Genomic DNA, 23,946 nt, shown 5'->3' on the forward strand with positions numbered 1-23,946 from the left:
AAAAGCCTTCTGTATAAGAAGGCTTTTTTGTTTATGAATTGAATATCTTGATTCTTATCGCACAATGGTTTGCTTTCTATCCGGTCCAACCGAAACAATTTTTATCGGTACTTCGACAGCTGCTTCAATGAATTCGATGTAGTCCTTTAACTCTTTCGGTAAAGCTTCATAACGGGTCATTCCGGTTAAATCGGTGACCAATGATATTCTTGTCTAATACTAAAACCAAACGAAAAGATTCGTTCGTTATCGCGGGAGTCCGAAGCTCGTTCTTAGGCTGCGAGGACTTGGAAATGATGGAAAGTTGGTTTTGAGAGGGATTTGGGAGTTTTGAGGATAGCACGGATTGCAAATCCGCGCTATCCGGGGTATTAATAATATTCTACTTCTGTGGCGTAACTGCCCCTATTAAGGTATTTACCTCTCTCATCTTTCAAGGATGGTTTACCTTTAAATCTCATTATCTTCTCTTGTCTTCCGGGACCATCAAGCCAAACAATACAGTGTTCTCCATCTTTTTCAACACCGAACACTATTCTGTTATAGTTTGACTTCTTTTTTGTCATCGGATTTAGGTATCGTTTTGAAAATTTTTGAGATAAATCTGCTGATATGGTAAATTTTGTATCAAAATGTTTATTTTCAGATTGCCATAATATTTCAACATCAACCGGCATAAAGAACTCATGAGTTTTCTCGTACTCATTAAATTGTTGATAGCTGGAACCCAATAAATCAGGTTTTTCCCCAAAAGGTTTCCCCCATTTAGTGATGTCTATTTGTTGGTTGAATATGGCATTTCTTACTCCTTCTTTTGAAATTGTATAAATAGCACCAAGCTCAGCAACTGAATTTTCTGAACAGAAACCATAGTCTAAAGAATATCTTTTGTCTGGATGCTCCCAATTTTTATAATTTATCGGATGGTGTTTTAAATAATTCATAATCTCAGTGCTATCCTCAAAAATCATAACAGGGGATTCATGATATGTTTCAATTTGATTTACTTTAAAACGTGTGATTTCTATATGATTGACCCAAACACAAACTCTTCCACCAGGAGCTAAACCTGTTGTTATACAATTAAATTTATTTTTCTCACCATCAAAAACATACCCAACTTCAAACAATTTCTTGATTCTTTCAACAGGCAGTTTACCTCCTCCTTCAAAAGTACACATCTGAAGCTTTTCATTAAGACCACCATAATTTACGGCTATGCTATCTGGGAATAGATCTATAAGTCCAGTACTTATATTATTTGTTGGATAACTCCATCCAAAATTTCCAATATCCGTAAGTGTTTCACTTATAGCTATTACTTTTCCTCTATGGAAATAAACTACTTTAGGACCTTCTATCGGATGAAAAACAGGACGGCTAATGGCTGCATACCATTCTGTTATAACTTCTCGTTTTTTACAAGAAACCAAAGTTATAACAGTGAGAAAAAAAATAATTAGCTTCAGTTTCATAGATCAATTTTAAAATGCTGATAAGACTTTTTTGTGTTATCATTCAATAAATATAGTCAAATATACTTTCTATGTCTTGTAGTCTAGGCAAAGGTCTAATGAGTTTTTTTTCTTTATGTATGGTGGTAGTTTCTTTTTCGGTATGAAAAGTTTTTGTTATATAACGACCGTTAGTGAGGTTAAAATCGACAGTCGTTTTTTCCTCAGCAGTTTCATGAAATTGGGTAAAACCTATCAATTCAAAATTTTCGTTTTGAAATCTGAATTTGTGTTCAAAATAGCCTTTAAGTGTTTGGTATCTAAAAGTGATAACCCCTTTTTTTGCAGTGACGCTTTCAAAACCACCGGGTTCTTTATATTCACCTTTGCCGTTTTGGTATTGGGCTTCAATTACATTAGTCGAGGAAACTGTTAATTTGAAGGTACCGTCTGTTTGAGCAAAAAATATTTGTAGGCTAAAAGGAGCATAATTATCAATAGTGTCCTGAGTAACAATAACTTTATCCTCCAATTGGTCTTTATTTAAATCACCCTTCACCTCTGAAATAAGAACTGAAAAGTTCAATTCTAAGCTATCGCTTTGTGCTAATGAACTCAACGGTATTAATGCTAAGATGGAGTATAGTATTTTTTTCATTGTTTTTACCGTTGTTTTATCAAGACAATATATTTTGTGCCACATTCTCCCAAAATAGTATAATAATTCATCGAGTTGCCGGTGTTTTGGATATACAAGGTGTCTTTACCTATAAATGCCGATATGTCTTTTGGGTTGTCTCTATCATTTTCGTCACCGCTCCATTCGTCATCTTTTAGTTCTTTATTGATGTCTCCGGCATATTCGTCCCAAGGAATTCCCTCTAAGATGAGGTAATGATTGTTTGGGCTGTCCGATTCAAAATGAATTTTTCCTTTTACATTTCTTTGGGAAGTTTTTAATTGATAATAGTATTTTTCATCCTTGTTAGAAATACGCAGCATAATATTACAATCAGTAAGAGAAGCGGATTCTGTTTGTTAAACTCCTGATATCGTATCTTTTTTAGGAACTTGATTAGCCGTTACTTTATTAGTTTGAATAACGGAGCTTTTTTGATTGCATGAAATTGCAAATAACAGTAGGAGGAGTGCGCTTTTCATTATTGTTTCAGATTTTTCTTTACAGCTAATGTACAAAAAAGCAGTAAAGCAAGAAACCATCTCGCCAGAGGCTTTTGGATTAATAGGGTTTAATGATATAAACTGCTGTTAGCCATTCGATTTTTTGAAAAGATATTCAATTTCAGGATAATAGAATTCTGAAGTATCTCCATCTTCTTTAGAGATATATTTCCCTGCTTTGAAACTTAGGATTTTTTCCTTCTTCCCAGGACCTTCAAAATAAACTGTTCCATGAGTTCCATCATTCTCTATTCCAAGAACTATCATTTGATAGTTAGAACTTTTACCAGTTTCAGCATTTATATAAGGTTCAAGAAAAAATCCTTGGATATCTTTCGATAAAATAATATTAGCTTGATAAAAATCTTTTCCATATCTCCATACATATTGAAGTTCCTTGGGCATAAATTGGCTCTCATTATCTAAAATAATTCTATTAGTCTCATTTTCTTTTTTTAAAACTTCATCAAAATTAAAAGACTTATTCCGTTCTCTTTTTTTAATCATTTGCTCATAGATAATTTTCCTGGCTCCTTGGTTTGAAATTACCCAGAAAGCACTAGATATAACAGACTCATTTTCTGACGTAAATCCAAAATCTATATCATGTTTTTTTTCTGGTTTTTCCCAAATACTATAGTCAATCGGATGATGTTTTAAATATTCGTTAACCTTTAATTTATCCAAGCTATCTCCAAAAAAAATGATAGGTTCTTCACTATAGACATCAACCAAATTAACTTTAAACCTTTTGATTTCAACAAAATCTACCCAAACACATACTCTACCTCCGGGAGCTAAACCTGCAGTTATATAATTAAAATTATCCTCTTTGCCATCACACACATATCCTTTATAAAATAACTCTTTTATTCTATTTACAGGTAATTTAGCTCCTCCCTTATAATGGCACATTTGCAATCTATCATTCAGACCGCCGTAAGCAACACTTATGCTGTCCGGAAAAGCGATTCCATATCCGGAATTTCTTGCAGAATCAGGATGTCCCCAACCAAAATCACCTATTGAAGTCAGAGTAGAAGTACTGTTTATCAATTTCCCTTTTAAATAATAATTAACTCTTGGACCATCAATCCTATAAGAATATGGAGCACTCATTGCTGCAGACCATTCCCTTTCCTTAACTTCATTTTTGCAGGAAATAACGAAGAAAAAAAATAAAAGTGTTGTATATTTCATTGTCTTTTTTTAGATGGTTGTCAAAACTGACGGCTAACTCTCTGATATGTGTTAGCACCATCTATTCTAATGCTAATATACAAAAAAACACTACAAAAATAAAGCTCTCTCGAGGCTTCGGGACTGAAAGGGTTTATTGTTACAAAACTACTATCACTAGTACTTTCTATTCTTTATAGATTTCTCATATTGATTTCACGGAAGATTTCCTTGTAAAGTTTGATTTCGTCAATAGAATCATAATCTCTGTAAGTAGTTTTGTTTATACTATTGCCAATTGACATAATCACAACTTCATTATTTTTATTTAACCAAAAGGTTGATATGTAAGTTTCATCACCTAATTTAACTTTTTTTAAAGTAATGATTTCACCTTCTCGCTTAACAATAACATCTTCTACGTAAACTAAAGGAACGTTCTCTATATAACCTGTAAGTTTGAATGAATTAATAAGATTTAGCGTGGCTATTTTCCCTTTTCTTGAATAGTCGAGTGTTGAAAGGTAATATGATAAAAATGAAAAAGGGATTGTTGGAAATTTAGTAATAAGTGTATCAACTTTGGTTCTGGATTTATAAGTCCAAATTTGAAGGCTATCTTTTTGTTTTACATTTACGTAAATGCTGTCCAACCTCATAAGTTCTCCTTTTTGTGCAAAGATTTCATAATCTATTTTATGTGTAGTTAATGAAGTATTATTATAACATTCAATACTTTCAGTCACTGTATATTTAGTATCTTCTAATATGTTTTCAGAAACCATTATCGATTTTAAGGACAGAGAATCTTTCGAAATATTTACTTCCCCTTTGCCGGATTTATCACTATATGATTTCAAAGTATAGCGACTAACGTTTGATTGGCCAAAAGCAAATTGAAAGAACATAAAAAAAAGGATTATCATTTTTTCTTTCATAAAGTTATAGAATTATTGTTAACTAACTAGTATGAAGAATTCTCCATCTATCCTGGATACTAATATACAAAAAATTAGGACAAAAAGAAAAACCCTCTCTCCCGAGGCTTCGGGGCTAAAAGGGTTTCTAAATTAGCATTGTCATTTTGAACGCAGTGAAAAATCACATAACACCAAGTTAATGAGATTTCTCTCCCGAAGTGTCAGGATCGAAATGACAAAGAGACTGTTTTATCTGGTAATCGTCTGTTTCCTATCCGGTCCAACCGAAACTATCTTGATGGGCACTTCGACTTCACGCTCTATGAATTCGATGTATTCTTTTAATTCTATCGGTAAAACTTCGTAACTGGTCATTCCGGTTAAATCGGCTTGCCAGCCTTTGAATTCGGTATAAATCGGTGTTACATTTTCTTCTTCTATATTGTAAGGTAAATGGTGAATCACTTGGCCTTTGTAGTTGTAAGCGGTACAAACTTTCAGCGTGTCAAAACCCGAAAGCACATCGCCTTTCATCATCATTAATTGCGTTACACCGTTGATTTGGATGGCGTATTTTAACGCTACTAAATCCAACCAACCGCAACGTCTTTTTCTGCCGGTTACCGAACCGAATTCGTTCCCTACTTTTGCCATGATATCGCCGTCTTCGCCGAAATCCTCCGTAGGAAACGGTCCCGAACCGACACGGGTCGTGTAGGCTTTGAAAATACCGTATACTTCTTTGATTTTATTCGGGGCAATGCCCAATCCGGTGCATGCTCCGGCAGCTGTAGTGTTGGAAGAAGTAACAAAGGGATAGGTACCAAAATCCACATCAAGCAAAGAACCTTGAGCGCCTTCACAAAGAATGGATTTGCCGGTTTTTTGAGCTTGTGCCAAATATTCTTCACTGTCGATGAAAGTGAGTTTTTTCAAATCTTCAACCGCTTCGAAAAATTCTTTCTCCAATTCGGATAAATTGTATTGAATATTCACGTCGTAAAACGCAATCATCGCTTCGTGTTTGTCGGCCAAAGCGCGGTACCGTTCTTTAAAATCGTCCAATTCGATATCGCCTACGCGGATTCCGTTGCGACCGGTTTTATCCATATAGGTTGGCCCGATTCCTTTTAACGTAGAACCGATTTTGGCTTTGCCTTTGGCGGCTTCCGAAGCGGCATCTAACAAACGATGCGTGGGTAAAATTAAGTGCGCTTTGCGCGAAATCAATAATTTCGATTTAATATCCATATTGAATTTCGCCAAACCGTCAATCTCACTTTTAAAGACTACCGGGTCAATTACGACGCCGTTGCCTATAATATTGATATTTTTGGAGTGAAAAATTCCCGAAGGAATTGTTCTCAAAACATGTTTAATTCCGTCAAATTCTAAAGTGTGTCCGGCGTTGGGTCCGCCCTGAAATCGTGCAATGATGTCGTATTGTGAAGTGAGAACATCTACGATTTTTCCTTTTCCTTCATCGCCCCATTGTAATCCGAGTAGTAAATCTACGGTCATTGTGTTGTTGGTGTTGATTATTTGTAGTTAGTAGTTGTGATTTTTTATTCTTTTTTATTCGCATAGAAATACAACGAGTGGTTGTGAATTTCAATCCCGAAAATTTCTTCGATGGTTTGTTTGATGGTTTGAATTCTCGGGTCGCAAAATTCAATGACTTCGCCGGTATCAGTCATAATAATATGATCGTGTTGCTTGTCGAAGTATGACTTTTCGTAATGCGCTTGGTTTTGACCGAACTGGTGCTTGCGAACCAAACCGCAATCCAGTAAGAGTTCAATGGTATTGTACAACGTAGCACGCGACACACGGTAGTTTTTGTTTTTCATTTTGATGTACAAATTCTCGATATCAAAATGTTCCTCACTATCGTAAATTTCCTGAAGGATAGCGTAGCGTTCAGGGGTTTTGCGATGTCCGTTATTTTCCAGGTACATCGTAAAAACGTTTTTTACAATCTCCTGATTTTTGGCGTTATCGTTAGCGATTAATGTCATGTGGCAAAGGTAATTTTTTTGTTTAAGGTTTCAAAGTTTCGCGTTCAAAGTTTCGGGTTTCGGATAGAACGGTTACTAACCGCTACCGGAACCTGCTTAATTGGTGTACACTCGGGTTACTTTATCCACGCCGTCTATTTTTTTAATGTTATCAATGAGTTTTTTCAAAATACTGTTGTTTTGAACAATCACCGAAACCTGTCCGTTAAAAATTCCGGCTTCACCACTGAGCGAAATACTTTGAATGTTCACGTGCATGTTATTGGAAATTACTTTGGTTAACTCGTTGGTCAATCCCAAACTGTCCATTCCGGTAATTTTCAGAGTGGCTTTAAATTCTTGTTGGGTCGAATCAATCCATTTGGCCGGCATAATGCGATAGGCGTAATTGGATTGTAATGTGATGGCGTTCGGGCAATCTTTTTTGTGCACTTTGATACCCTCGTTGATGGTAATAAAGCCAAACACATCATCGCCCGGTATCGGGTTGCAACAGTTGGCCAATTTGTAATCGAGTTTGTCTTGTTCGGTTCCGAATACCAATAAATCGTAATTTTTACTCAATTCCGGTTTGTTAATTTCATCCGGATTCGTACTTGGCGAACGCTTGATTTTACTTTTGAAGAAGTTCATCAAGGTGTTGCTTTTTTGCGCGGCAAAATCTTTCAATTGTTGGTTTTCAATAGAACCGATACCTACGCGGTAAAACAAATCGAGACTGGTTTTGAGTTTGAAGAAATTGACCAATTCATTGACCACCGATTCGTTGAGAGTGATTTTGAGATGCTTTAATTTTCGCGTCAGCAACTCTTTACCGTCTTCAGCAATTTTTTTGGTGTTTTCGTTGAGAACATTTCTGATTTTATTCTTGGCTCTTGATGTCGTCACATAATCCAACCAGTTGATGGTTGGTTTTTGATGCGGCGAGGTAATCACTTCAATTTGATCCCCGCTTTTCAATTCGTGGTTCAGCGGAACCAACTTTCCGTTCACACGCGTTCCTCTGGTTTTGATGCCGATTTCCGAGTGGATGCTGAAGGCAAAATCCAGAGAAGTGGCACCTTTGGGCAGCGATTTGATTTCGCCTTTCGGGGTAAAGACAAAAATTTCTTTAGCATACAAATTCATTTTGAAGTCTTCCACAAAATCAACCGCATTGGTTTCCGAACTTTCGAGTGCTTCTTTCAACAAATTCAACCAAACATCCAATCCGCTTTCTTCGGTAGCACCTTGTTTGTATTTGTAATGGGCTGCGTACCCTTTTTCGGCAATTTCATCCATACGCTCGCTTCGTACCTGAATTTCAACCCAACGGCCTTTAGGACCCATCACGGTGATGTGTAGCGCTTCATAACCGGTTGATTTGGGCGACGAAATCCAATCGCGCAAACGGCTCGGGCTAGGACGGTAGTGATCGGTGACAATCGAGTAAATCTTCCAAGCCAAAAACTTTTCGTCGTGCAAGTTCGATTTGTAAATGATGCGCAAGGCGAATTTGTCATAAACTTCGTCAAAAGTTACATTTTGTGCGGCCATTTTTCGACGGATGGAATAAATCGATTTCGGTCGGCCTTTGATGGTATATTCAACGCCTTCTTCGTCTAACGATTTCTTCAATACATCCGAAATGGTTTTGATGTAAGCGTCTTGTTCTTCTTTGGTTTCTTTGATTTTACTGACAATATCGGCGTAAACTTCGGGTTCGGTATATTTTAATCCTAAGTCTTCTAATTTGGTTTTGATGTTATACAATCCCAAACGATGCGCCAAGGGCGCGTAAATGTACAAGGTTTCGGAAGCAATTTTGACCTGTTTGTAATCGGGCATCGAATCCATGGTTTGCATGTTGTGCAAACGATCGGCAATTTTGATGAGAATCACCCGAACATCATCGTTCAATGTCAGCAGCATTTTGCGGAAATTTTCCGCCTGCATCGAAATGTTCATGTCTTTTTTAACCTGAGCAATCTTGGTTAAGCCTTCCACCAAATGGGCAATCTTAGGATTGAACATACGCTCAATGTCTTCCAAAGTCACATCGGTGTCTTCCACCACGTCGTGCATTAGGGCTGCTGCGATACTGGTGGCGCCCAATCCGATTTCGGAGGCCACAATTTTGGCTACACCAATCGGATGAAAAATATAGGCTTCGCCCGATTTGCGGCGTTGGTCTTTGTGGGCATCAACGGCAACGTCAAATGCCTTGCGAATCATTTTTTTATCGGCATCTGTCAGGGTTTGGTAACTAATGCGGAGTAATTCTTTGTATTCTCGGGCAATGGCTTTTTTTTCTTCTTCTAAATCAATCTCAGTCATAGCATATTCTTCAATTCTCTAAAAATAAGAATTATTGGTTAAAATTACAACAATAAAATTCTTAAATCCGTATTAAATTCTACCGGGATTAATTGACCCGATTGAAATCCAAATCATGAAAATCGTAACTGAAATCGGTTAGTGGTGAGATGGCTTTCATTGTAAAATGCGAAACGGATCCGTTATCCGATTTATCGAAAAAAATATGGGCATCGGCGTTAAAACTTCTGACATTCCATTTTACCACAAAATTTTGGTCTTTATAAAAGAATATTTCACCGGTTAATCGAGGTGAACGTTTGGAAGCGAAATACAATTTTCCTTTTTTCTCGGTAATCACCACTTCTCCGAACCAATTATCTTTGAAAGTTCCGATATAAGGAGTGAAGTCGATTTTACTTTTTTTATCGTTCAAATTTCGACTCACTACAGCCCAAACTTCATCCGTAATTTTGTCGGCATTATCTACCTTTTCTCTTCTTTCCTGACCCAAATAAGCCAAGTGATCAAATTTCGGCAAACCCAAATAACGGTCTTTTATGGTGTTGGAAATCACATTAAAAGCAGCTCCGGTTTGTTGGTTGGTGAGGACTATGATGCCCAATTGTACATCGGGAATCATTAGGGTTTGCGTCACAATGCCATCCAAGCCGCCGGTGTGTGAGACTTGCAAATGACCGTTGAGGTCGGTGAGTTGCCAACCCAACCCATAGCATTTAAAATTAGAAGTATACGGATAGGGATTTCCGGTCGGCAAAATGGTCTGCGGTTTCCACATTTCTTTCCATTGTTTTTCACTGAATAACCTTTGGCCGTTGCCGTATTTTCCCTGATTCATCTGTACAATCAACCACTGACTCAAATCGTTTACCGAAGCGTATAAGCCGGCAGCGGCGTCAAAAATAGGGTTGGTGTAGCGCGGAATTACTTCCAGTTTATCTTTCATGGGTACATGAGGGACAATAATGTTGGTGGTATCTTTTAATCGAGACCATGATGCAGCGCTTCGGTTCATGCCAATGGGCTTCATCAATCGTTCCTCCACAAAATCACACCAACTTTGGCCCGATACTTTTTCGATGACTTCTCCGGCAATCACATAGAGTAAATTATCGTAGTCGTATTTGGTTCGAAAACCCGAAACGGGTTTCAAGTAACGGATGTTTCTAACGATGTCCTTAGGTGTAAAATCGTGGCCGTCGGGCCAAATCATCAAATCACCGGCGCCTAAACCGAGTCCGCTTTTATGGGTGAGTAAATCGCGAATCGTAAATTCGGCAGTCACATACTCGTTATACATTTTGAATTCGGGCAAGTAGGTAACCACTTTATCGTCCCAATTGATTTTTCCTTCATCCACTAAAACAGCCAAGGCGGAAGCCGTAAAAGCCTTGCTGTTGGAGGCAATACCAAATAGTGTATTGGCATCTGTTTTTTGTTTTGTTTTGATGTTACGCACGCCATAGCCTTTGGCTAAAACCAATTTGCCGTCTTTTACAATACCTACCGCTATTCCGGGAATATTGAAGGTTTTCAGCGTGTTTTCAACCAAGGTGTCGAGTTCGGATTCCCTAATTTGGGCATGGAGCGATAGGCTTGTCAGTGCAAGCAGCAACGATACTTTAAAATTCATACGTTTTAATTTACATAATGCTAAAACCCTCTTTGGCGTTTGGCTTCAAAAATCAGGATGGCAGCCGCCACAGACACATTCATGCTGTCTATTTCGCCCTGCATCGGAATGATAATGTTTTGGGTCGCCTTATCCCGCCAAAGTTGGGACAGTCCGGTGGCTTCTGTGCCAACAACCAAGGCCGTAGGAGTAGTGTAGTTTTGGGTATGGTATGCCGTGGCATTTTGCAGCGTAGCACTGTAAAATGAAATGTTGTTTTGAATCAGATACGAGATAACGTCTTCGGTGGATGCCACAGCAATTTGATTGGTAAACAAGCAACCCACGCTCGAACGAACAATATTCGGATTGTATAAATCGGTTTTGGGATTCGCCAAAATTACCGCATCAACCCTCGCGGCGTCGCAAGTGCGTAATAGCGCGCCGATATTCCCGGGTTTTTCGATGTTCTCCATCACGACAATGAGCGGATTTTCGGGAAGTCGTAAATCGGATAGTTGCAACGACTTGGTTTGGGCTACCGCCAATAGTCCTTCGGTCGTGTCGCGATACGCTAATTTCTGATAGACTTCTTTAGAAATCGCAATCACTTCGGCCGGGCCGGAGCCGATAATTTTTCGGAGTTGAGATTCGGAAATCAATTCGGGCCAAAACAGCACTGTTTCCAATACATAGCCGCCTTTGAGTGCCAATTCGATTTCGCGTTGCCCTTCAATTAAAAAAGTCCCGGTTTGCTTACGAACCTTGGCTTTTTCTTGTAAAAGCACTACCGATTTAATAAAAGGATTTTGAGCGCTGGTGATTTGTTTCATGATTGGCAGCAAAACGTCAAAGGTACTGACTTTTTACAAAATACCGCGGGCTTTGATTTCGAGATACTTGTTGATGGTATCCAAGGTGAGGTTTTCGGGTTGGGTAAGTACCGAATGGATGCCGTATTTTTTCAGTTCGGTGACGATGAGTTTTTTCTCGAAAATAAACTTCTCGGCAATGACTTTATCGTACACTTCCTGTATCGTTTCGGCTTTTTTATTGGTGATTTGGTTAAGCTCTGTATTTTGAAAAAACACCACGACCAACAAGTGACTTTTGGCGATACCTTTCAAATAGGGCAATTGACGGTGCAAACCATCCATCGTTTCGAAATTGGTATACAAAATAATCAAACTGCGTTGGTTGATGTTTTTCTTGATATCGGCATACAATCGCGAGTAATCGCTTTCGAAAAAATCGGTTTTTACACTGTAGAGGTTTTCCAGAATTTTTTGCATTTGCGAAGTGCGTTTCTCAGCCACTACGCGATTCTCCACTTTTTTGGAGAACGAAAACATACCGGCTTTGTCTTGTTTTTTCAGAATGACATTCGACAATACCAGCGTAGCATTGATGGCATAATCCAATAAGCTCATTCCGTTAAAAGGCATTTTCATAACACGCCCTTTATCGATAGCCATGTAAATATTTTGCGATTTTTCGTCCTGGTATTGGTTCACCATCAAGCTGTTTTTCTTAGCGGTGGCTTTCCAGTTCAACGTTCGGATATCGTCGCCGGGCACGTATTCCTTAATTTGTTCAAACTCCATGGTATGCCCGATTCTCCTGATTTTTTTGACACCGTATTGGAATAAATTATTGGAGAAAGCAATCAAATCGTACTTCCGCAACTGAATGTATGACGGATAAGTAGGCACCATTTGGTTGTGGTCAAATCGGTATCGTTTAGAAACCAATCGCAATGGCGAGGCCACATAAATGTTGAGGCAACCGAAAAAATATTCCCCGCGCTCGGTAGGACGTAAATAGTACTGAAACTCGTCCTGCGCCGCATTTTTTATCTTACGGATAATTTCAAAATCCCTTATCTGAAACTGCTCGGGAATTTCATCAATTACTTTCGCCTGAATTGAAAAGGTGTAATAATTTTTAAGGGTGATAACTATAGGATTGGTATCGCCGTTAGACAGCTTTTCGGGTGTGGTTCGATGCGCTTCGATTCCTTTTTTATTGCTGAATAAAATCAAGACATCCAACACAAAAAAGACCAAAATGATAAATAAAAGATACCAAGTAGCGCTGTACAACACCGGAAACATAAAGGCACAGCAAAACAATACTATGATGCCGATAAGCAAATAGAAAAAGAAATTGTTGAGGTACAGTTGTCTAAAAAAGTTCAAAACTATCTTGGGATTTCGATGCTTTCAATAATTTGTTTGATGATTTCCACGCTGGTTAAACCTTCCATTTCGCGCTCCGGCGTTACAATAACACGGTGCTGCAATACCGGAATCGCAGCGTCTTTGATGTCCTCGGGTGTTACAAAATCGCGTCCTCTGATGGCCGCAAAACCTTTGGCCGCATTCAAAATGGCAATCGAAGCTCTCGGCGAAGCACCCAAGTACAAAAACGCATTTTCACGGGTATTCACGACCAACTTGGCAATGTATTGCAATAGGTTAGGTTCTACTAAAATTTGTTTCACCAAACCTTGATAGTTCATAACATCGTCAGCACTCAGTATCGGTTTGATATGATCTAACTTACCTGTATTTTGAAGGTTGTGTTCTCTGTGGATGATATCGATTTCTTCATTTAATTTCGGATAATCAATGTTGATTTTGAATAAGAAACGGTCTAATTGGGCTTCCGGTAAACGATAGGTTCCTTCTTGCTCAATCGGATTTTGCGTGGCCAATACAATGAATGGTTTGTCGAGTGTATAACAATGCCCGTCGATGGTAATTTGACGTTCTTCCATGACTTCAAACAAGGCCGCTTGTGTTTTGGCCGGCGCGCGATTGATTTCGTCAATTAAAACCAAATTCGAAAATACCGGTCCTTTTTTGAATTCAAATTCCGATTTTTTCAAATCGAATACCGAAGTTCCCAGGATGTCTGAAGGCATCAAATCGGGTGTAAACTGAATCCGGCTGAAATCGACCGAAATGGTTTTGGCAATAATTTTGGCCGTCATGGTTTTGGCCACGCCCGGAACACCTTCAATAAGCACGTGTCCGTTGGCTAAAATAGACACCAACAATTGGTCGATCATTTTATGCTGACCTACAATGACGGTTTCCATTTCGGCTTTAATTTTATCTATGCTTTCACGAAGCGGCTCAAGGTTTAATCTTGACTGAAAGTTGACACTTTCATTGCTTTCGAAGTTTTCTGTATTTTCCATTAGTTGATAATTTTTTCTATTGCATTATTGATTTCAATTAAATCACTTTCTATACTTTGATGGTAGCTTTTTCGCTGATAATTAATCAAATATACCAAGTGTTCTATATCTTTTAGGTCTTTTCCAGTTTTTAAATGTAATTTTTTGATAAAATTTTCATCCAAAACCGTAGTGTCAATCAGGTATTCGTTGCGTACTCTTTCCAAAAAGTAAATGATTTTTTTATCAATCAAGTTTTGATGATTGCCTTCCTGATAGTATAAATTACCGATGGTTTTGGTAAAATCGACGGTAGTATTGGGCAACGGTTTAATAATCGGGATAACGCGTTGTCTTCGTTTGGCGTTAAAAATCATAAAGACAACAATACCTATCAAGAAAGTATACCACGCATACCGCAACGCCGGTTGGCTTAAAATATAGCGGAACGGTGAGCCCGATTCGGAGATGCCGGTTTGGGCTTTGGTAAACCAAAAGAGGTCACCTTTGGGTACATAAGAAAGGACTTTACTCGCATAGTCGGCGTGATTGTCTTTGAGCAAATGGTAATTGGTAAAAGCCACCGGCTGTAAGTGAATGATAAAGTTTCCTTTTTTGTACGGGATTTTGATGAAATTGACTTTTTTATTGGCATCGGTTCCCTGATACCCTAAAACCGTGGTGGTTAAGGTGTCAAAGCTCGAGAAGAAATACGTGCCGGCACCTTTGCTGAGGTCGTATTTCTGATTCCCCAATTGGGTATTGGCCAACCAACAATCGGTTTTGTTATCGATGTTGAATGCTGATTCTAATTTTATCTTTAGCGAATCGGTGAAGATTTTAGGCAAATGTTGGACACTCAAAAAAGCCGTGTTTCCGTGACTCACAAAGTAGAACATCTCATTGGTTGATTCGTCGTCAATGACATATTCATCGCAGATATTCATCAGTGTTCCCTTTATTTTATACCCATTTTGGTTGTCGTAATCGTATTGACGGTCCAAAAACTCATAAAAGGTGTTGTTGATTTTTTTAATCTTAGTACCGCCCAAAACGTTTTCGGCTTCCTGATCAAAAACATACAACCCGAACGGCACTTTGTCTTTAATGATATAGCTTGGTCTCCAATCTACCGGTTTGGGTCGTACCGCATCAATATAAATGACAATGCCCAGCAGAACCACCAAAAAGAAGATGTATATTTTTAACGTTCTGCTCATAGTCGTAGGGATTGTATGGTGGTTTCAAACGCTTTCTTTGCATGGCGAAACGTAGGCTCGGTCATCTCAAATTCACCGTACCAAATGTAATTGTACAGGTAGGATAAATATTGGAAATCGGATCTCAAATCGGACGATTGAATTTCGTATACATAATCGGTGTTGGTTTTATCGGCATGCCATTCGATAATACTTTTTTCCGACATCCGTTTTAAAACCCAGAGATAGTAATAGCGCACCGCCAAACGATTGTTGCCTTCTTTTAAGGTTTGAGCAATCAATTTTTCGAAGTCAACGTGCACTAAGTTTTTCTCAATATCGTCATCGTGAATGATTTTTTTGGTGGTCGATTTGCCAAACACCCATTGTCCTTCTTTGTTAAGAATGATTTTTACAATAAGGTAAATCACATAAATGACAATCAGCGCTGCAATGACTTTAAGCGTGATTTCGACATAATTTTTGGAAACGTTCATGTCCGATAGCCCGAAAATCTTACGAAACCAGTAGGCAAGCCATTCTTTAAATTTATCCCAAAGACTTTTCTCTTCTAATTGTACTTCGTATTGAAAGTCACTGTCTTTGTATTTTTCCTTGTAATCGGAAGGGAATTTTGTGGGGATTACCACGGAGTTTTGGTCAATGCGAATATCATTTTCGGTATAGGTTACAGTTTTCTTTTCGGCGGTAGCCAAAGAATCTTGCGCCCATAAAGGAGCGGCTGTCAGTAACCAAAAAAGAAAAAGAAATTTATTCACTGCCGATTAAATCTATAGAATGATCTGCGCTTTTGTTTTCATTGTGTTCGATTCGGCTGTAATACACCAGGCCTTGGTTTATCATCAAAATGTTGTTCATGATGTAACTCATCAAAATAGAAATCACCATCACTATGGTCATCATAATGCGGAAGGTAGAAAAGGCATCACCGTCAGCCTCCATGTTTTGGGTTGATGATACCATAGAGACAATTCCGAACATGTACGGAATCATCGTAAAAACGGACATCGTAATTTGAATGATGATGTAAATTACCATGGTCGAACCTACAATAGGGAAGTATTGACTTAAAATACTGCGAAACCCTTGTCCGTAGGCTGAAAACAATCCTTTGTCTGTATTTAAATATTCGAAGAAACTCAAGGTAATCCAACTGAATGCCGTAGGAATGGCAAACAACAATAGCGGAATCCCAATCAAAATAAAACACAATAAAATCAATACAACAAATACTAAAATGAGTAACGGCGTGATAATAAAAAGTGTTCCCAAGAAGAAAATCAGAATTTTTCCGAAACGACTTTTGAACTGTTGTAAAATTTCTTTGGAACTAAAAGAATTGCCGTTATGTTTATCGTATAAATCAAAATAAATTACCGGTATCGCATAGCTGAGCATACTCATAAATACCAAGAACAGGAAAAAGAACAGGGCTACGGCAACCACCACTAAAAAGTTATTGGAAAGGTAATTTTCAAGATATTGTGAATTATCCATACCGTTGCGATCGAAGCGCAAGACAAAGTCGAAATACACTTGGAACAGGAAATACGATAAGACCACCATAATCAAAAGCAGCGGACCACTAATGGTAAAATAATTTTTCAAATAGTGCTTGCCGGTTTGTCTGAAAAAACCAAAGGTATCGCTCACGTAATCGCCAAAATCTCTTCTTTTAAAAAGTGTAAACATCAGGTAGGAGGATTTAATTTTTTAAACACAAAAGTAGGATATACCAAAAAGTAAAACCCGATAATCGATAGCGTGCCCAAAATAATGACCACATTCAACCAGCCCGGCATTTCGATGGCATATCGGGTGATAAAACCTTCCAAAAAACCGGCGGCTATGGTAAACGGTATGGTACTTAAAAATATTTTTAGACTGTCTTTAAAGCCAATTTTAAAGGAGTTCAGTCGGGAATACGTTTTCGGAAAAAGAATAGAAGCGCCCAAAATAAAGCCACATCCGGCTTCAATCACCATTCCGAAAATCTCCATGGAACCGTGAATCCAAATACCGCTCACACTTTGCCAAAAAACACCTTGTTGGTAAAAGAAATATTGGAAAGAGCCAAGCATAATGCAATTTTGAATCAACACCAAAAAAGTACCGATTCCTCCGAAAACACCATAAATATAACACCGCGCTCCTACATAAAGGTTATTGAGCGTAATTCCGATAAAGCTTCCCCAATTGCTGCCCGACTTATACACCGCAACCGGATTGCCTTCTTTGATGTTTTCCAAAGTCATGTTGACATAACTATCGCCCAAGATCAAACGGACAAAGTTTTCGTCGTATTTGGCAGAAACCACGCCAATAGCTACGGAAGCAAAGAATAAAATAAAGGCATATTTAAGGTATCTTTTGTATTGGTATACCAGCAACGGTACTTCGGTCGAAAAAAAATAAACCAATCTATTTTTCTCTTCGCGCTTGGTTTTGTATATTTTCTGATAAATTTGTGACGCTAAATAATTGAGGTAAACAACGGTCTTGCTTTTAGGGTAGTACGTTTGTGCGTAGGACAAATCGTTAACCAAATGAATGTACAAACTGGCCATTTCATCCGGATTTTTTTTAGCTTTACCAAAAATAGCTTGCTCAAAGTCGAGCCATTTTTGTTTATTTTGTTTTATGAATGCAACTTCCCTCATCGAATGCTAAAATAGGAATTATGACACAACTTTCCATAAATACCACTCAAAATGTTATTATAAATTTTACAGCGGCTTCTGTAGGGGAACGTATCGGTGCCTATGTGCTTGATTTTCTGATTAAAACAGCCTATATCATAGTGGTTTTTTATATATTCTTTTACACACTCAACCTCAATCTGATTATTGAACAACTCGACAGATGGTCGCAAATGGCCATTTATATGATGTTTTTTTTGCCGGTTGTATTTTACTCTTTAGTGCAGGAATCGTTGTTGGAAGGACAAACGTTAGGCAAAAAATTAGTCAAAATAAAAGTGGTGAAAATTGACGGCTATCAGGCCGGTTTCGGTGACTATTTAATTCGATGGTTATTTCGTTTGATTGATATTACCATGGCCAGCGGCATTATCGGGTTGGTTTGTATGGTGGTCAACAAGAAGGTACAGCGTTTGGGTGATATTTCGGCCGGAACGGCAGTCATCACGCTTAAGAATAAAGTCACCATCAACAGCACCATTTTGGAAGAATTGGAAGAAGAATACAAACCGAAGTATCCTTTGGTTATCAAGCTTTCGGATAATGATGCCCGAATTATTAAGGAAACGTTTCATAGCGCCGTTAAAAATGCCGATTATGTTATTTTAAACAAATTAACGGCAAAAATTGAACAAGTTACCGGCATCAAGAATGATTTGGGAAGTACTCGTGAGTTTATTCAAACGATACTGAAAGATTACAATTATTACACGCAGAACATGTAATTAGTGAATAATATACAGGTATCCGGTTAAAGGTTCCGGATAATCGGGGTCATTGAGAAAAAGTACATAAAAATACGTGCCGTCGGGTGCATTTTTACTGCCCAAGCCTTCCTTGATATAACCGTCCCAATTTTCGGTATTTTGATCTCCGGTCCAAACTAATTTTCCCCAACGGTTGTACACTTCCAATTTGAAATTGACAAATATGTCGCGCAAACCGGCGATGTAAAACGTATCGTTGAGTGAATCATTATTGGCCGAAACAAAATTGTATACGGTAGGCGGACAATTTCGGGTGGTCAATAGAAAAGAAGTTACCGCATAGCAATTTTCATTATCAATGCGCACAAAAATTTCTTTGGGTGTCGTTACAGCCACATAACTGGTTGTGTTTAGTATTGGGTTTAGTCCAATGGCTGCGTCTTCAGCGGTTTCATAAAAATAAACGGTGTTCGCAAAATCGGTTTTGACCGCATCTTCATAGGCTGAAAAATCAAAGGTTCCTTGTGTAAGGCCTTCATTACAACTCACTAAATTTTCCAAAATGTTGAAAGTAGGCGAAACGCCCAAAACTTCATTCACGGCAAAGGCATTATTGTTCTCAATCATTTCAGTGACTATGCCGGTACCGTCGCCTTTGTCATCCACTACAATGCGAATTTCAAAATTGGACGGAATCGTATCAGGCAGCGTCAAACTGATTTGGGAACTGATGGATCCGTTAACCGGAATGACCACTTCGGTTTCCAAGAGTAACATTAGTTGTCCGTTAACGTAAATGGCAATCGGAGTGCCCACCGGTAATGGGCCGGTACAATTCAAATTAGACACCGTATAATTCACATTAACGGTTCTCGAATCACATTGTTTGTTCACAGAGTCAATGGTAACCGTTCCGTCAGGAAGCTGACTGTTTAATTTGGTTACCACGGTATTGATCATCACAAAATCTTGAAAAGAAGTCAAGGTGATTTCCGCTGAAGTATCCCCGATAGCAATATTGTTTTGAATGTTGTACACATCCAAGTCCATATTGTACAAGGTAGTACTGTTGTTGAAAGAATTGGTGCCGTTAAAAACATTCGTCGGCGGATTTAAGCTGTTGTTGAGCAAATCGCCGTTAATACGAAATTCCTCTGTAGCCAAACCCGAATCGCCTTCCCACGCCAAAAAACCCACTTTAGAGTTGGCGTTGTCCACCACATACAAATTACTTAATGTAATGTCTAATTGATCAGGAACGCCCTCCAAACCATCATATACATTAATTTGATTTTGAGGTAACGCGGTATTTCGGTAAATAATCAATATGGCCCAACCGGCAAAATTAGTACGTCTGGTGGCATGCAAATCTTCAAAAGCGGTAATGTCTAAATCCGATAGCGTATAATTGCCGTTTCCGGTATTTTGAATAAAAGCCGTCACATCTTTAAAAGCACTGAAATAGGTAAACGTCACGCCATCAAATACTCGGGCATACCCAAATGTTCTGTCGGGCGTCATGGCTGTCGAATTTAAGGTGACATTGAAATCGCCGTCGCCACTACCGGCCCAGTACAGATACGCTTTTTCAATACTGTCATTCGGTCCCAAATTCAAAGACGCCGAAGACGATGTTCCGGTGACTAAACTGAGTGTCGAATTGTTTTCCACACTATTCATTGTGTTCCCGAAAAAGGTAAAATCAAACGGACCGTTGAACTGCTGGTATAAGGTAATATCCTGCCCGCTCATACCGTAAAAGTTGAGAAACAAGGCAATAAAACACAGCAATTTTCGTTTTAAAATCAAGTATACATTGAGTTTAATTAGGTTAAAAGTAACTATTTATTTTGAAATTCTTATTTTTCTGGTGTTGAATGCTATTAAAAAATAAATGTTTAATTTTCCAAAGTCTAAATTGAACTTGTGAAAAACTATACGGTAAGGCGTTATTCTTCTAATGATTTTGAGCTTTGGAATACTTTTGTAAGCGAAGCCAAAAACGCTACGTTTCTCTTTCATCGCGACTTTATGGAATACCACGCCGATCGTTTTGAGGATTACTCTTTGATGGTTTTCGCCGCCGATGATTTGGTTTCCGTTATTCCGGCGCATCGTGTGGGGAATCGTGTGTTCTCGCATGCCGGATTAACCTATGGAGGTTTTGTTTTTAACGCCAAAATTAAATTGGGAGAAGTCATCGTCATTGCACAGTCGGTATTAGCTTTTCTGCATCAGCAGCAAATTCAATCCCTGCAAATCAAAATGGTTCCAACCATTTACCATACTTTTTTTGCCGACGAAATGGCTTATGCTTTGTTTTTGACGAAAGCCCAATTGATTCGAAGAGATTGTCTTTCGGTCATCGATTTGCAGAAACCGTTTTCCATAACCAAAACCCGCAAAGTAAGTATACGTCGTGGCGAAAAGAACCGTTTGGTTATTAAAGAGGAATTGGAATTTGATTTGTTTTGGAACGAAATTTTGATTCCGAATTTACAAAGAAAATACGGTGCTCAACCGGTGCACACCGCAGCGGAGATTCGCCAATTGCAACACCGTTTTCCTCATAATATTCGTCATTTCAATGTGTATTATGAGGGGCAGATTGTCGCCGGAACTACTGTTTTTGTGACCGATACCGTCGCGCATCCGCAATATATTTCGGGGAATGTCCAAAAAAACGAGTTGGGCAGTTTGGATTTTTTATACCATCATTTAATCACTGATGTTTTTCCCGATAAAACTTATTTTGATTTTGGTCCGTCACACGAAGAAAACGGTCAAAAAATCAACGAGGGCATTTTGTTTTGGAAAGAAAGTTTCGGCGCCAAAACCACCGTTCAGGATTTTTACGAAGTAGCCACCGCCCATTACCCATTACTTGAAAACGTCTTGATATGATAAAGTTTCTCGATTTACATACCATCAATCTGCCGTATCAAGAGGCATTTCATCAAAAAATGCAGCAGGTATTGGATAAAGGCTGGTTTATATTGGGTGATGAAGTCAACGCCTTTGAAACCCGTTTCGCCGACTATGTAAACGCCAAACATTGCCTCGGTGTAGGCAATGGGTTGGAAGCCATGGTGCTTATTTTTAAAGGCTATATCGAATTGGGAATGCTGCAAAAAGGCGATGAAATTTTGGTTCCGGCCAATACCTATATTGCCAGTATTTTAGCCATTTTACAAGCCGAATTGGTTCCGGTTTTGGTAGAACCCAAATTGGAAACCTACAACATCAATCCGGATGCTATAGAAGCGCAAATAACTTCCAAAACCAAAGGCATTTTAGTCGTGCATTTGTACGGTCAGTTGGCCGAAATGGAGCGTATTATGGAAATCGGCTACCGTCATAATTTATTGCTGGTAGAAGATGCCGCGCAAGCGCACGGACTTTCTTTTAAAGGCAGTCACGCCCGTGCGTTTAGTTTTTACCCCGGAAAAAATTTAGGCGCTTTGGGCGATGCGGGCGCCATTACTACCAATGATGACGCGTTGGCGAGAGTTATTTCGGCATTGCGAAATTACGGTTCCCAGCAAAAATATTACAACGAATACCTCGGTGTCAATTCGCGCTTAGACGAGATTCAGGCCGCTTTTCTGAATGTCAAGTTGCCACTTCTGCCAGCCGAAAACGACCGGCGCAGGGCAGTAGCACAGCGCTATCTTTCGGAAATTCAAAATGACAAGATAGTGTTGCCCGACTGTGCAAATTTGGACCAACACGTATTTCATTTGTTTGTGATTCGAACGCCAAACCGAGACGAGTTGCAAGCCTATTTGAAACAAAATAACATCGAAACGTTAATTCATTATCCGGTACCGCCGCACCAACAACAAGCCTTATCGCATTGGAACCATTTATCGTTTCCGATTACCGAAAAAATACACCGCGAAGTATTGAGTTTGCCGATGAGTCCGGTGTTGATATCCGATGAAGTCAGTCGGATAATTCGCATTTTAAATCAATATTGATTTATGACGGACTCCCAATCATCATACAGGCAAATTATTAAATCAACTTCTGTTTTTGGAGGAGTACATGTTTTTAATATTGTTATTTCACTAATCAAATCAAAATTCATCGCACTTTGGATTGGTCCGGCTGGAGTAGGTATGATTGGTCTTTTCAATTCGACACTTAATTTAATTTCGAGTTTTACCAATGCAGGCATTGAAACGAGTGGTGTAAAAGCCATATCTGCATCTGAAAAAGATCCCGGTTTGTTGGCTAAAGAATTTTCTATTTTGAAAAGGTTAGTGTGGATTTCGGGTATAATTGGTGCAGTACTCGTGGCTTTATGTTCACCTATTTTGAGTCGGATATCCTTTGGTAATGAAGACCAAACATTGGCTTTTGGTTTAATTTCTCTGACTTTGTTGTTTAAGCAGCTTACAGCCGGACGACTTGTTTTACTGCAAGGACTGAGTAAAATCCAATTTTTAGCCAAAGCCAATTTGTATGGAAACATTATTGGATTGCTGATATCATTGCCGTTGTATTATTTCTTTAAAATTGACGGAATCGTTCCATCAATTTTATTTTCTTCATTTGCAGCCATGATTGTTGCTTTTTATTTTAGTAAGAAAATAACAATCGAAAAGGTAAAACTATCTAATAAAGAAGTCATAATAGAAGGGAAGCATCTCATATTATTAGGATTTTCATTGAGTTTTATAGGCTTGTTAACTACTTTATCTTCTTACTTGTTACAAGTGTTTATCAGCAATTATAAAGATATAGCAGAAGTAGGTTTTTATAGTGCTGGAATGACCATTTTGAATACTTATGTAGGTATCATTTTTACGGCAATGGCAACCGATTATTATCCGAGATTAGCTAAGATTTGTTCTGATAGTATTCAGGTAAAAAAAATGGTAACACAGCAATCAATTGTTGCTGTTTTACTTTTAACACCAATTGTAGTTGCATTTCTGATTTTTGCCCCCTATGTCATTCAAATACTCTATTCTAAAGAATTTTTGCCGATTGTTCCCTTGGTTTGTTGGGGAATTTTGGGTATGATTATCAAGGCTGTTTCATGGTCAATGGGTTATATTTTAATTGCTAAAGGCGATTCTAAATTGTTTGTCAAAACCTCAATTGGATTTAATTCTATATTTTTAATAACTAATGTTTTGGGATATTATTTTTTTGGTTTGTTTGGGTTAGGAATCACTTTTTTAGTCAATTATGGAATCCATTTTTTTGGATTAAAGGTCATTGTTTCAAGGCAATATGGGTTTGGTTTTGATAAAACATTTTATAAAATATTTGTATGTTGTATTGTACTTTGTGCTGCCACTTTTTTAAGTTTAAACGTTGAATTAACTGTTTTAAAGTATATCTTGACCTCGATTTTATTCTTAACTTCAATCTGGTTTTCCTTTACTGAATTAAATAAAAGATTGCATTTTAAAGATTTTCTGTCAAGAAAAAACAAATAAAA

21 protein-coding genes and 1 pseudogene are annotated in these 23,946 nt (G+C 38.2%); 4 read left to right on the forward strand and 18 right to left on the reverse strand.

The annotated features are described in order from the left end of the window. Positions 1-54: 54 nt before the first annotated feature. The 17 genes and pseudogenes from QHT84_RS12490 to QHT84_RS12570 form a co-directional block, all read right to left on the reverse strand. A pseudogene (locus QHT84_RS12490) lies at positions 55-192 on the reverse strand (adenylosuccinate synthetase); the annotation flags it as partial. 179 nt (positions 193-371) lie between these two features. Then, positions 372-1,475: a DUF2931 family protein gene (locus QHT84_RS12495; RefSeq protein WP_283239900.1), complete on the reverse strand. Its 1,104-nt coding sequence runs from the start codon at positions 1,473-1,475 to the stop codon at positions 372-374. 43 nt (positions 1,476-1,518) lie between these two features. Continuing rightward, entirely contained in the window at positions 1,519-2,112 is a 594-nt protein-coding gene (locus QHT84_RS12500) for a hypothetical protein (RefSeq protein WP_283239901.1), read from the reverse strand. A gap of 5 nt (positions 2,113-2,117) precedes the next feature. Continuing rightward, positions 2,118-2,456, reverse strand: a complete 339-nt coding sequence (locus QHT84_RS12505; protein ID WP_283239902.1) for a hypothetical protein — start codon at positions 2,454-2,456, stop codon at positions 2,118-2,120. A 267-nt stretch (positions 2,457-2,723) separates the two neighbouring features. Continuing rightward, positions 2,724-3,836, reverse strand: a complete 1,113-nt coding sequence (locus tag QHT84_RS12510) for a DUF2931 family protein (protein WP_283239903.1) — start codon at positions 3,834-3,836, stop codon at positions 2,724-2,726. 173 nt (positions 3,837-4,009) lie between these two features. After that, a complete protein-coding gene (locus QHT84_RS12515) occupies positions 4,010-4,753 on the reverse strand; it encodes a hypothetical protein (protein WP_283239904.1) in 744 nt (247 codons plus the stop codon). A 231-nt stretch (positions 4,754-4,984) separates the two neighbouring features. Beyond that, positions 4,985-6,256, reverse strand: a complete 1,272-nt coding sequence (locus QHT84_RS12520) for an adenylosuccinate synthase (RefSeq protein ID WP_283239905.1) — start codon at positions 6,254-6,256, stop codon at positions 4,985-4,987. 44 nt (positions 6,257-6,300) lie between these two features. Next, complete coding sequence (locus tag QHT84_RS12525; protein WP_283239906.1) at positions 6,301-6,753, reverse strand: Fur family transcriptional regulator; 453 nt, start codon at positions 6,751-6,753, stop codon at positions 6,301-6,303. 96 nt (positions 6,754-6,849) lie between these two features. After that, on the reverse strand, positions 6,850-9,069 hold the full coding sequence (locus tag QHT84_RS12530) for a RelA/SpoT family protein (RefSeq protein WP_283239907.1): 2,220 nt from the start codon (positions 9,067-9,069) through the stop codon (positions 6,850-6,852). 88 nt (positions 9,070-9,157) lie between these two features. Further along, entirely contained in the window at positions 9,158-10,702 is a 1,545-nt protein-coding gene (locus QHT84_RS12535; RefSeq protein ID WP_283239908.1) for a serine hydrolase, read from the reverse strand. A gap of 20 nt (positions 10,703-10,722) precedes the next feature. After that, complete coding sequence (locus QHT84_RS12540) at positions 10,723-11,514, reverse strand: TrmH family RNA methyltransferase (RefSeq protein WP_283239909.1); 792 nt, start codon at positions 11,512-11,514, stop codon at positions 10,723-10,725. A gap of 33 nt (positions 11,515-11,547) precedes the next feature. Next, the gene (locus QHT84_RS12545) at positions 11,548-12,879 is read right to left on the reverse strand and encodes a DUF58 domain-containing protein (protein WP_283239910.1); all 1,332 of its coding nucleotides are present in this window, start codon (positions 12,877-12,879) and stop codon (positions 11,548-11,550) included. 2 nt (positions 12,880-12,881) lie between these two features. Beyond that, positions 12,882-13,886 (reverse strand): AAA family ATPase, encoded by a 1,005-nt coding sequence (locus tag QHT84_RS12550; protein WP_283239911.1) that lies wholly within the window; start codon positions 13,884-13,886, stop codon positions 12,882-12,884. Continuing rightward, positions 13,886-15,085, reverse strand: a complete 1,200-nt coding sequence (locus tag QHT84_RS12555) for a DUF4350 domain-containing protein (protein ID WP_283239912.1) — start codon at positions 15,083-15,085, stop codon at positions 13,886-13,888. The genes QHT84_RS12550 and QHT84_RS12555 overlap by 1 nt, the downstream gene beginning before the upstream one ends. Beyond that, positions 15,082-15,843 (reverse strand): DUF4129 domain-containing protein, encoded by a 762-nt coding sequence (locus QHT84_RS12560; RefSeq protein WP_283239913.1) that lies wholly within the window; start codon positions 15,841-15,843, stop codon positions 15,082-15,084. Before QHT84_RS12560 ends, QHT84_RS12555 begins: the two co-directional genes overlap by 4 nt. Next, entirely contained in the window at positions 15,836-16,777 is a 942-nt protein-coding gene (locus tag QHT84_RS12565) for a hypothetical protein (protein ID WP_283239914.1), read from the reverse strand. Before QHT84_RS12565 ends, QHT84_RS12560 begins: the two co-directional genes overlap by 8 nt. After that, on the reverse strand, positions 16,777-17,745 hold the full coding sequence (locus QHT84_RS12570) for a stage II sporulation protein M (RefSeq protein WP_283239915.1): 969 nt from the start codon (positions 17,743-17,745) through the stop codon (positions 16,777-16,779). Before QHT84_RS12570 ends, QHT84_RS12565 begins: the two co-directional genes overlap by 1 nt. A 20-nt stretch (positions 17,746-17,765) precedes the next feature. On the opposite strand from QHT84_RS12570, the gene QHT84_RS12575 reads away from it, so the two are divergent. After that, the gene (locus QHT84_RS12575; RefSeq protein WP_283239916.1) at positions 17,766-18,509 is read left to right on the forward strand and encodes an RDD family protein; all 744 of its coding nucleotides are present in this window, start codon (positions 17,766-17,768) and stop codon (positions 18,507-18,509) included. On the opposite strand, the gene QHT84_RS12580 is transcribed toward QHT84_RS12575, so the two are convergent. Beyond that, positions 18,510-20,243 carry a gliding motility-associated C-terminal domain-containing protein gene (locus QHT84_RS12580; RefSeq protein WP_283239917.1) on the reverse strand — a complete coding sequence of 578 codons (1,734 nt, stop codon included), beginning with the start codon at positions 20,241-20,243 and terminating at the stop codon, positions 18,510-18,512. A gap of 174 nt (positions 20,244-20,417) precedes the next feature. On the opposite strand from QHT84_RS12580, the gene QHT84_RS12585 reads away from it, so the two are divergent. The 3 genes from QHT84_RS12585 to QHT84_RS12595 are packed head-to-tail and all read left to right on the forward strand — an operon-like array spanning position 20,418 to position 23,944. Next, positions 20,418-21,395, forward strand: coding sequence for a GNAT family N-acetyltransferase (locus QHT84_RS12585; RefSeq protein WP_283239918.1), 978 nt, complete (start codon positions 20,418-20,420; stop codon positions 21,393-21,395). Beyond that, positions 21,392-22,471, forward strand: coding sequence for a DegT/DnrJ/EryC1/StrS family aminotransferase (locus tag QHT84_RS12590; RefSeq protein ID WP_283239919.1), 1,080 nt, complete (start codon positions 21,392-21,394; stop codon positions 22,469-22,471). The genes QHT84_RS12585 and QHT84_RS12590 overlap by 4 nt, the downstream gene beginning before the upstream one ends. Positions 22,472-22,474: 3 nt before the next feature. Then, a complete protein-coding gene (locus QHT84_RS12595) occupies positions 22,475-23,944 on the forward strand; it encodes an O-antigen translocase (protein WP_283239920.1) in 1,470 nt (489 codons plus the stop codon). The last annotated feature ends 2 nt before the right edge of the window (positions 23,945-23,946 follow it).

Source organism: Flavobacterium sedimenticola (assembly GCF_030053345.1).
Lineage (GTDB): Bacteria > Bacteroidota > Bacteroidia > Flavobacteriales > Flavobacteriaceae > Flavobacterium > Flavobacterium sedimenticola.

What these genes read in the sequence shown, in the direction of transcription:
- QHT84_RS12515 (WP_283239904.1), bottom strand. Translation starts at nt 4,753, where the DNA reads ATGAAAGAAAAAATGATAATCCTTTTTTTTATGTTCTTTCAATTTGCT.
- QHT84_RS12510 (WP_283239903.1), bottom strand. Translation starts at nt 3,836, where the DNA reads ATGAAATATACAACACTTTTATTTTTTTTCTTCGTTATTTCCTGCAAA.
- QHT84_RS12495 (WP_283239900.1), bottom strand. Translation starts at nt 1,475, where the DNA reads ATGAAACTGAAGCTAATTATTTTTTTTCTCACTGTTATAACTTTGGTT.
- QHT84_RS12590 (WP_283239919.1), top strand. Translation starts at nt 21,392, where the DNA reads ATGATAAAGTTTCTCGATTTACATACCATCAATCTGCCGTATCAAGAG.
- QHT84_RS12535 (WP_283239908.1), bottom strand. Translation starts at nt 10,702, where the DNA reads ATGAATTTTAAAGTATCGTTGCTGCTTGCACTGACAAGCCTATCGCTC.
- QHT84_RS12530 (WP_283239907.1), bottom strand. Translation starts at nt 9,069, where the DNA reads ATGACTGAGATTGATTTAGAAGAAGAAAAAAAAGCCATTGCCCGAGAA.
- QHT84_RS12580 (WP_283239917.1), bottom strand. Translation starts at nt 20,243, where the DNA reads ATGAGCGGGCAGGATATTACCTTATACCAGCAGTTCAACGGTCCGTTT.
- QHT84_RS12565 (WP_283239914.1), bottom strand. Translation starts at nt 16,777, where the DNA reads ATGTTTACACTTTTTAAAAGAAGAGATTTTGGCGATTACGTGAGCGAT.
- QHT84_RS12595 (WP_283239920.1), top strand. Translation starts at nt 22,475, where the DNA reads ATGACGGACTCCCAATCATCATACAGGCAAATTATTAAATCAACTTCT.
- QHT84_RS12540 (WP_283239909.1), bottom strand. Translation starts at nt 11,514, where the DNA reads ATGAAACAAATCACCAGCGCTCAAAATCCTTTTATTAAATCGGTAGTG.
- QHT84_RS12520 (WP_283239905.1), bottom strand. Translation starts at nt 6,256, where the DNA reads ATGACCGTAGATTTACTACTCGGATTACAATGGGGCGATGAAGGAAAA.
- QHT84_RS12500 (WP_283239901.1), bottom strand. Translation starts at nt 2,112, where the DNA reads ATGAAAAAAATACTATACTCCATCTTAGCATTAATACCGTTGAGTTCA.
- QHT84_RS12550 (WP_283239911.1), bottom strand. Translation starts at nt 13,886, where the DNA reads ATGGAAAATACAGAAAACTTCGAAAGCAATGAAAGTGTCAACTTTCAG.
- QHT84_RS12570 (WP_283239915.1), bottom strand. Translation starts at nt 17,745, where the DNA reads ATGAGGGAAGTTGCATTCATAAAACAAAATAAACAAAAATGGCTCGAC.
- QHT84_RS12575 (WP_283239916.1), top strand. Translation starts at nt 17,766, where the DNA reads ATGACACAACTTTCCATAAATACCACTCAAAATGTTATTATAAATTTT.
- QHT84_RS12525 (WP_283239906.1), bottom strand. Translation starts at nt 6,753, where the DNA reads ATGACATTAATCGCTAACGATAACGCCAAAAATCAGGAGATTGTAAAA.
- QHT84_RS12505 (WP_283239902.1), bottom strand. Translation starts at nt 2,456, where the DNA reads ATGCTGCGTATTTCTAACAAGGATGAAAAATACTATTATCAATTAAAA.
- QHT84_RS12555 (WP_283239912.1), bottom strand. Translation starts at nt 15,085, where the DNA reads ATGAGCAGAACGTTAAAAATATACATCTTCTTTTTGGTGGTTCTGCTG.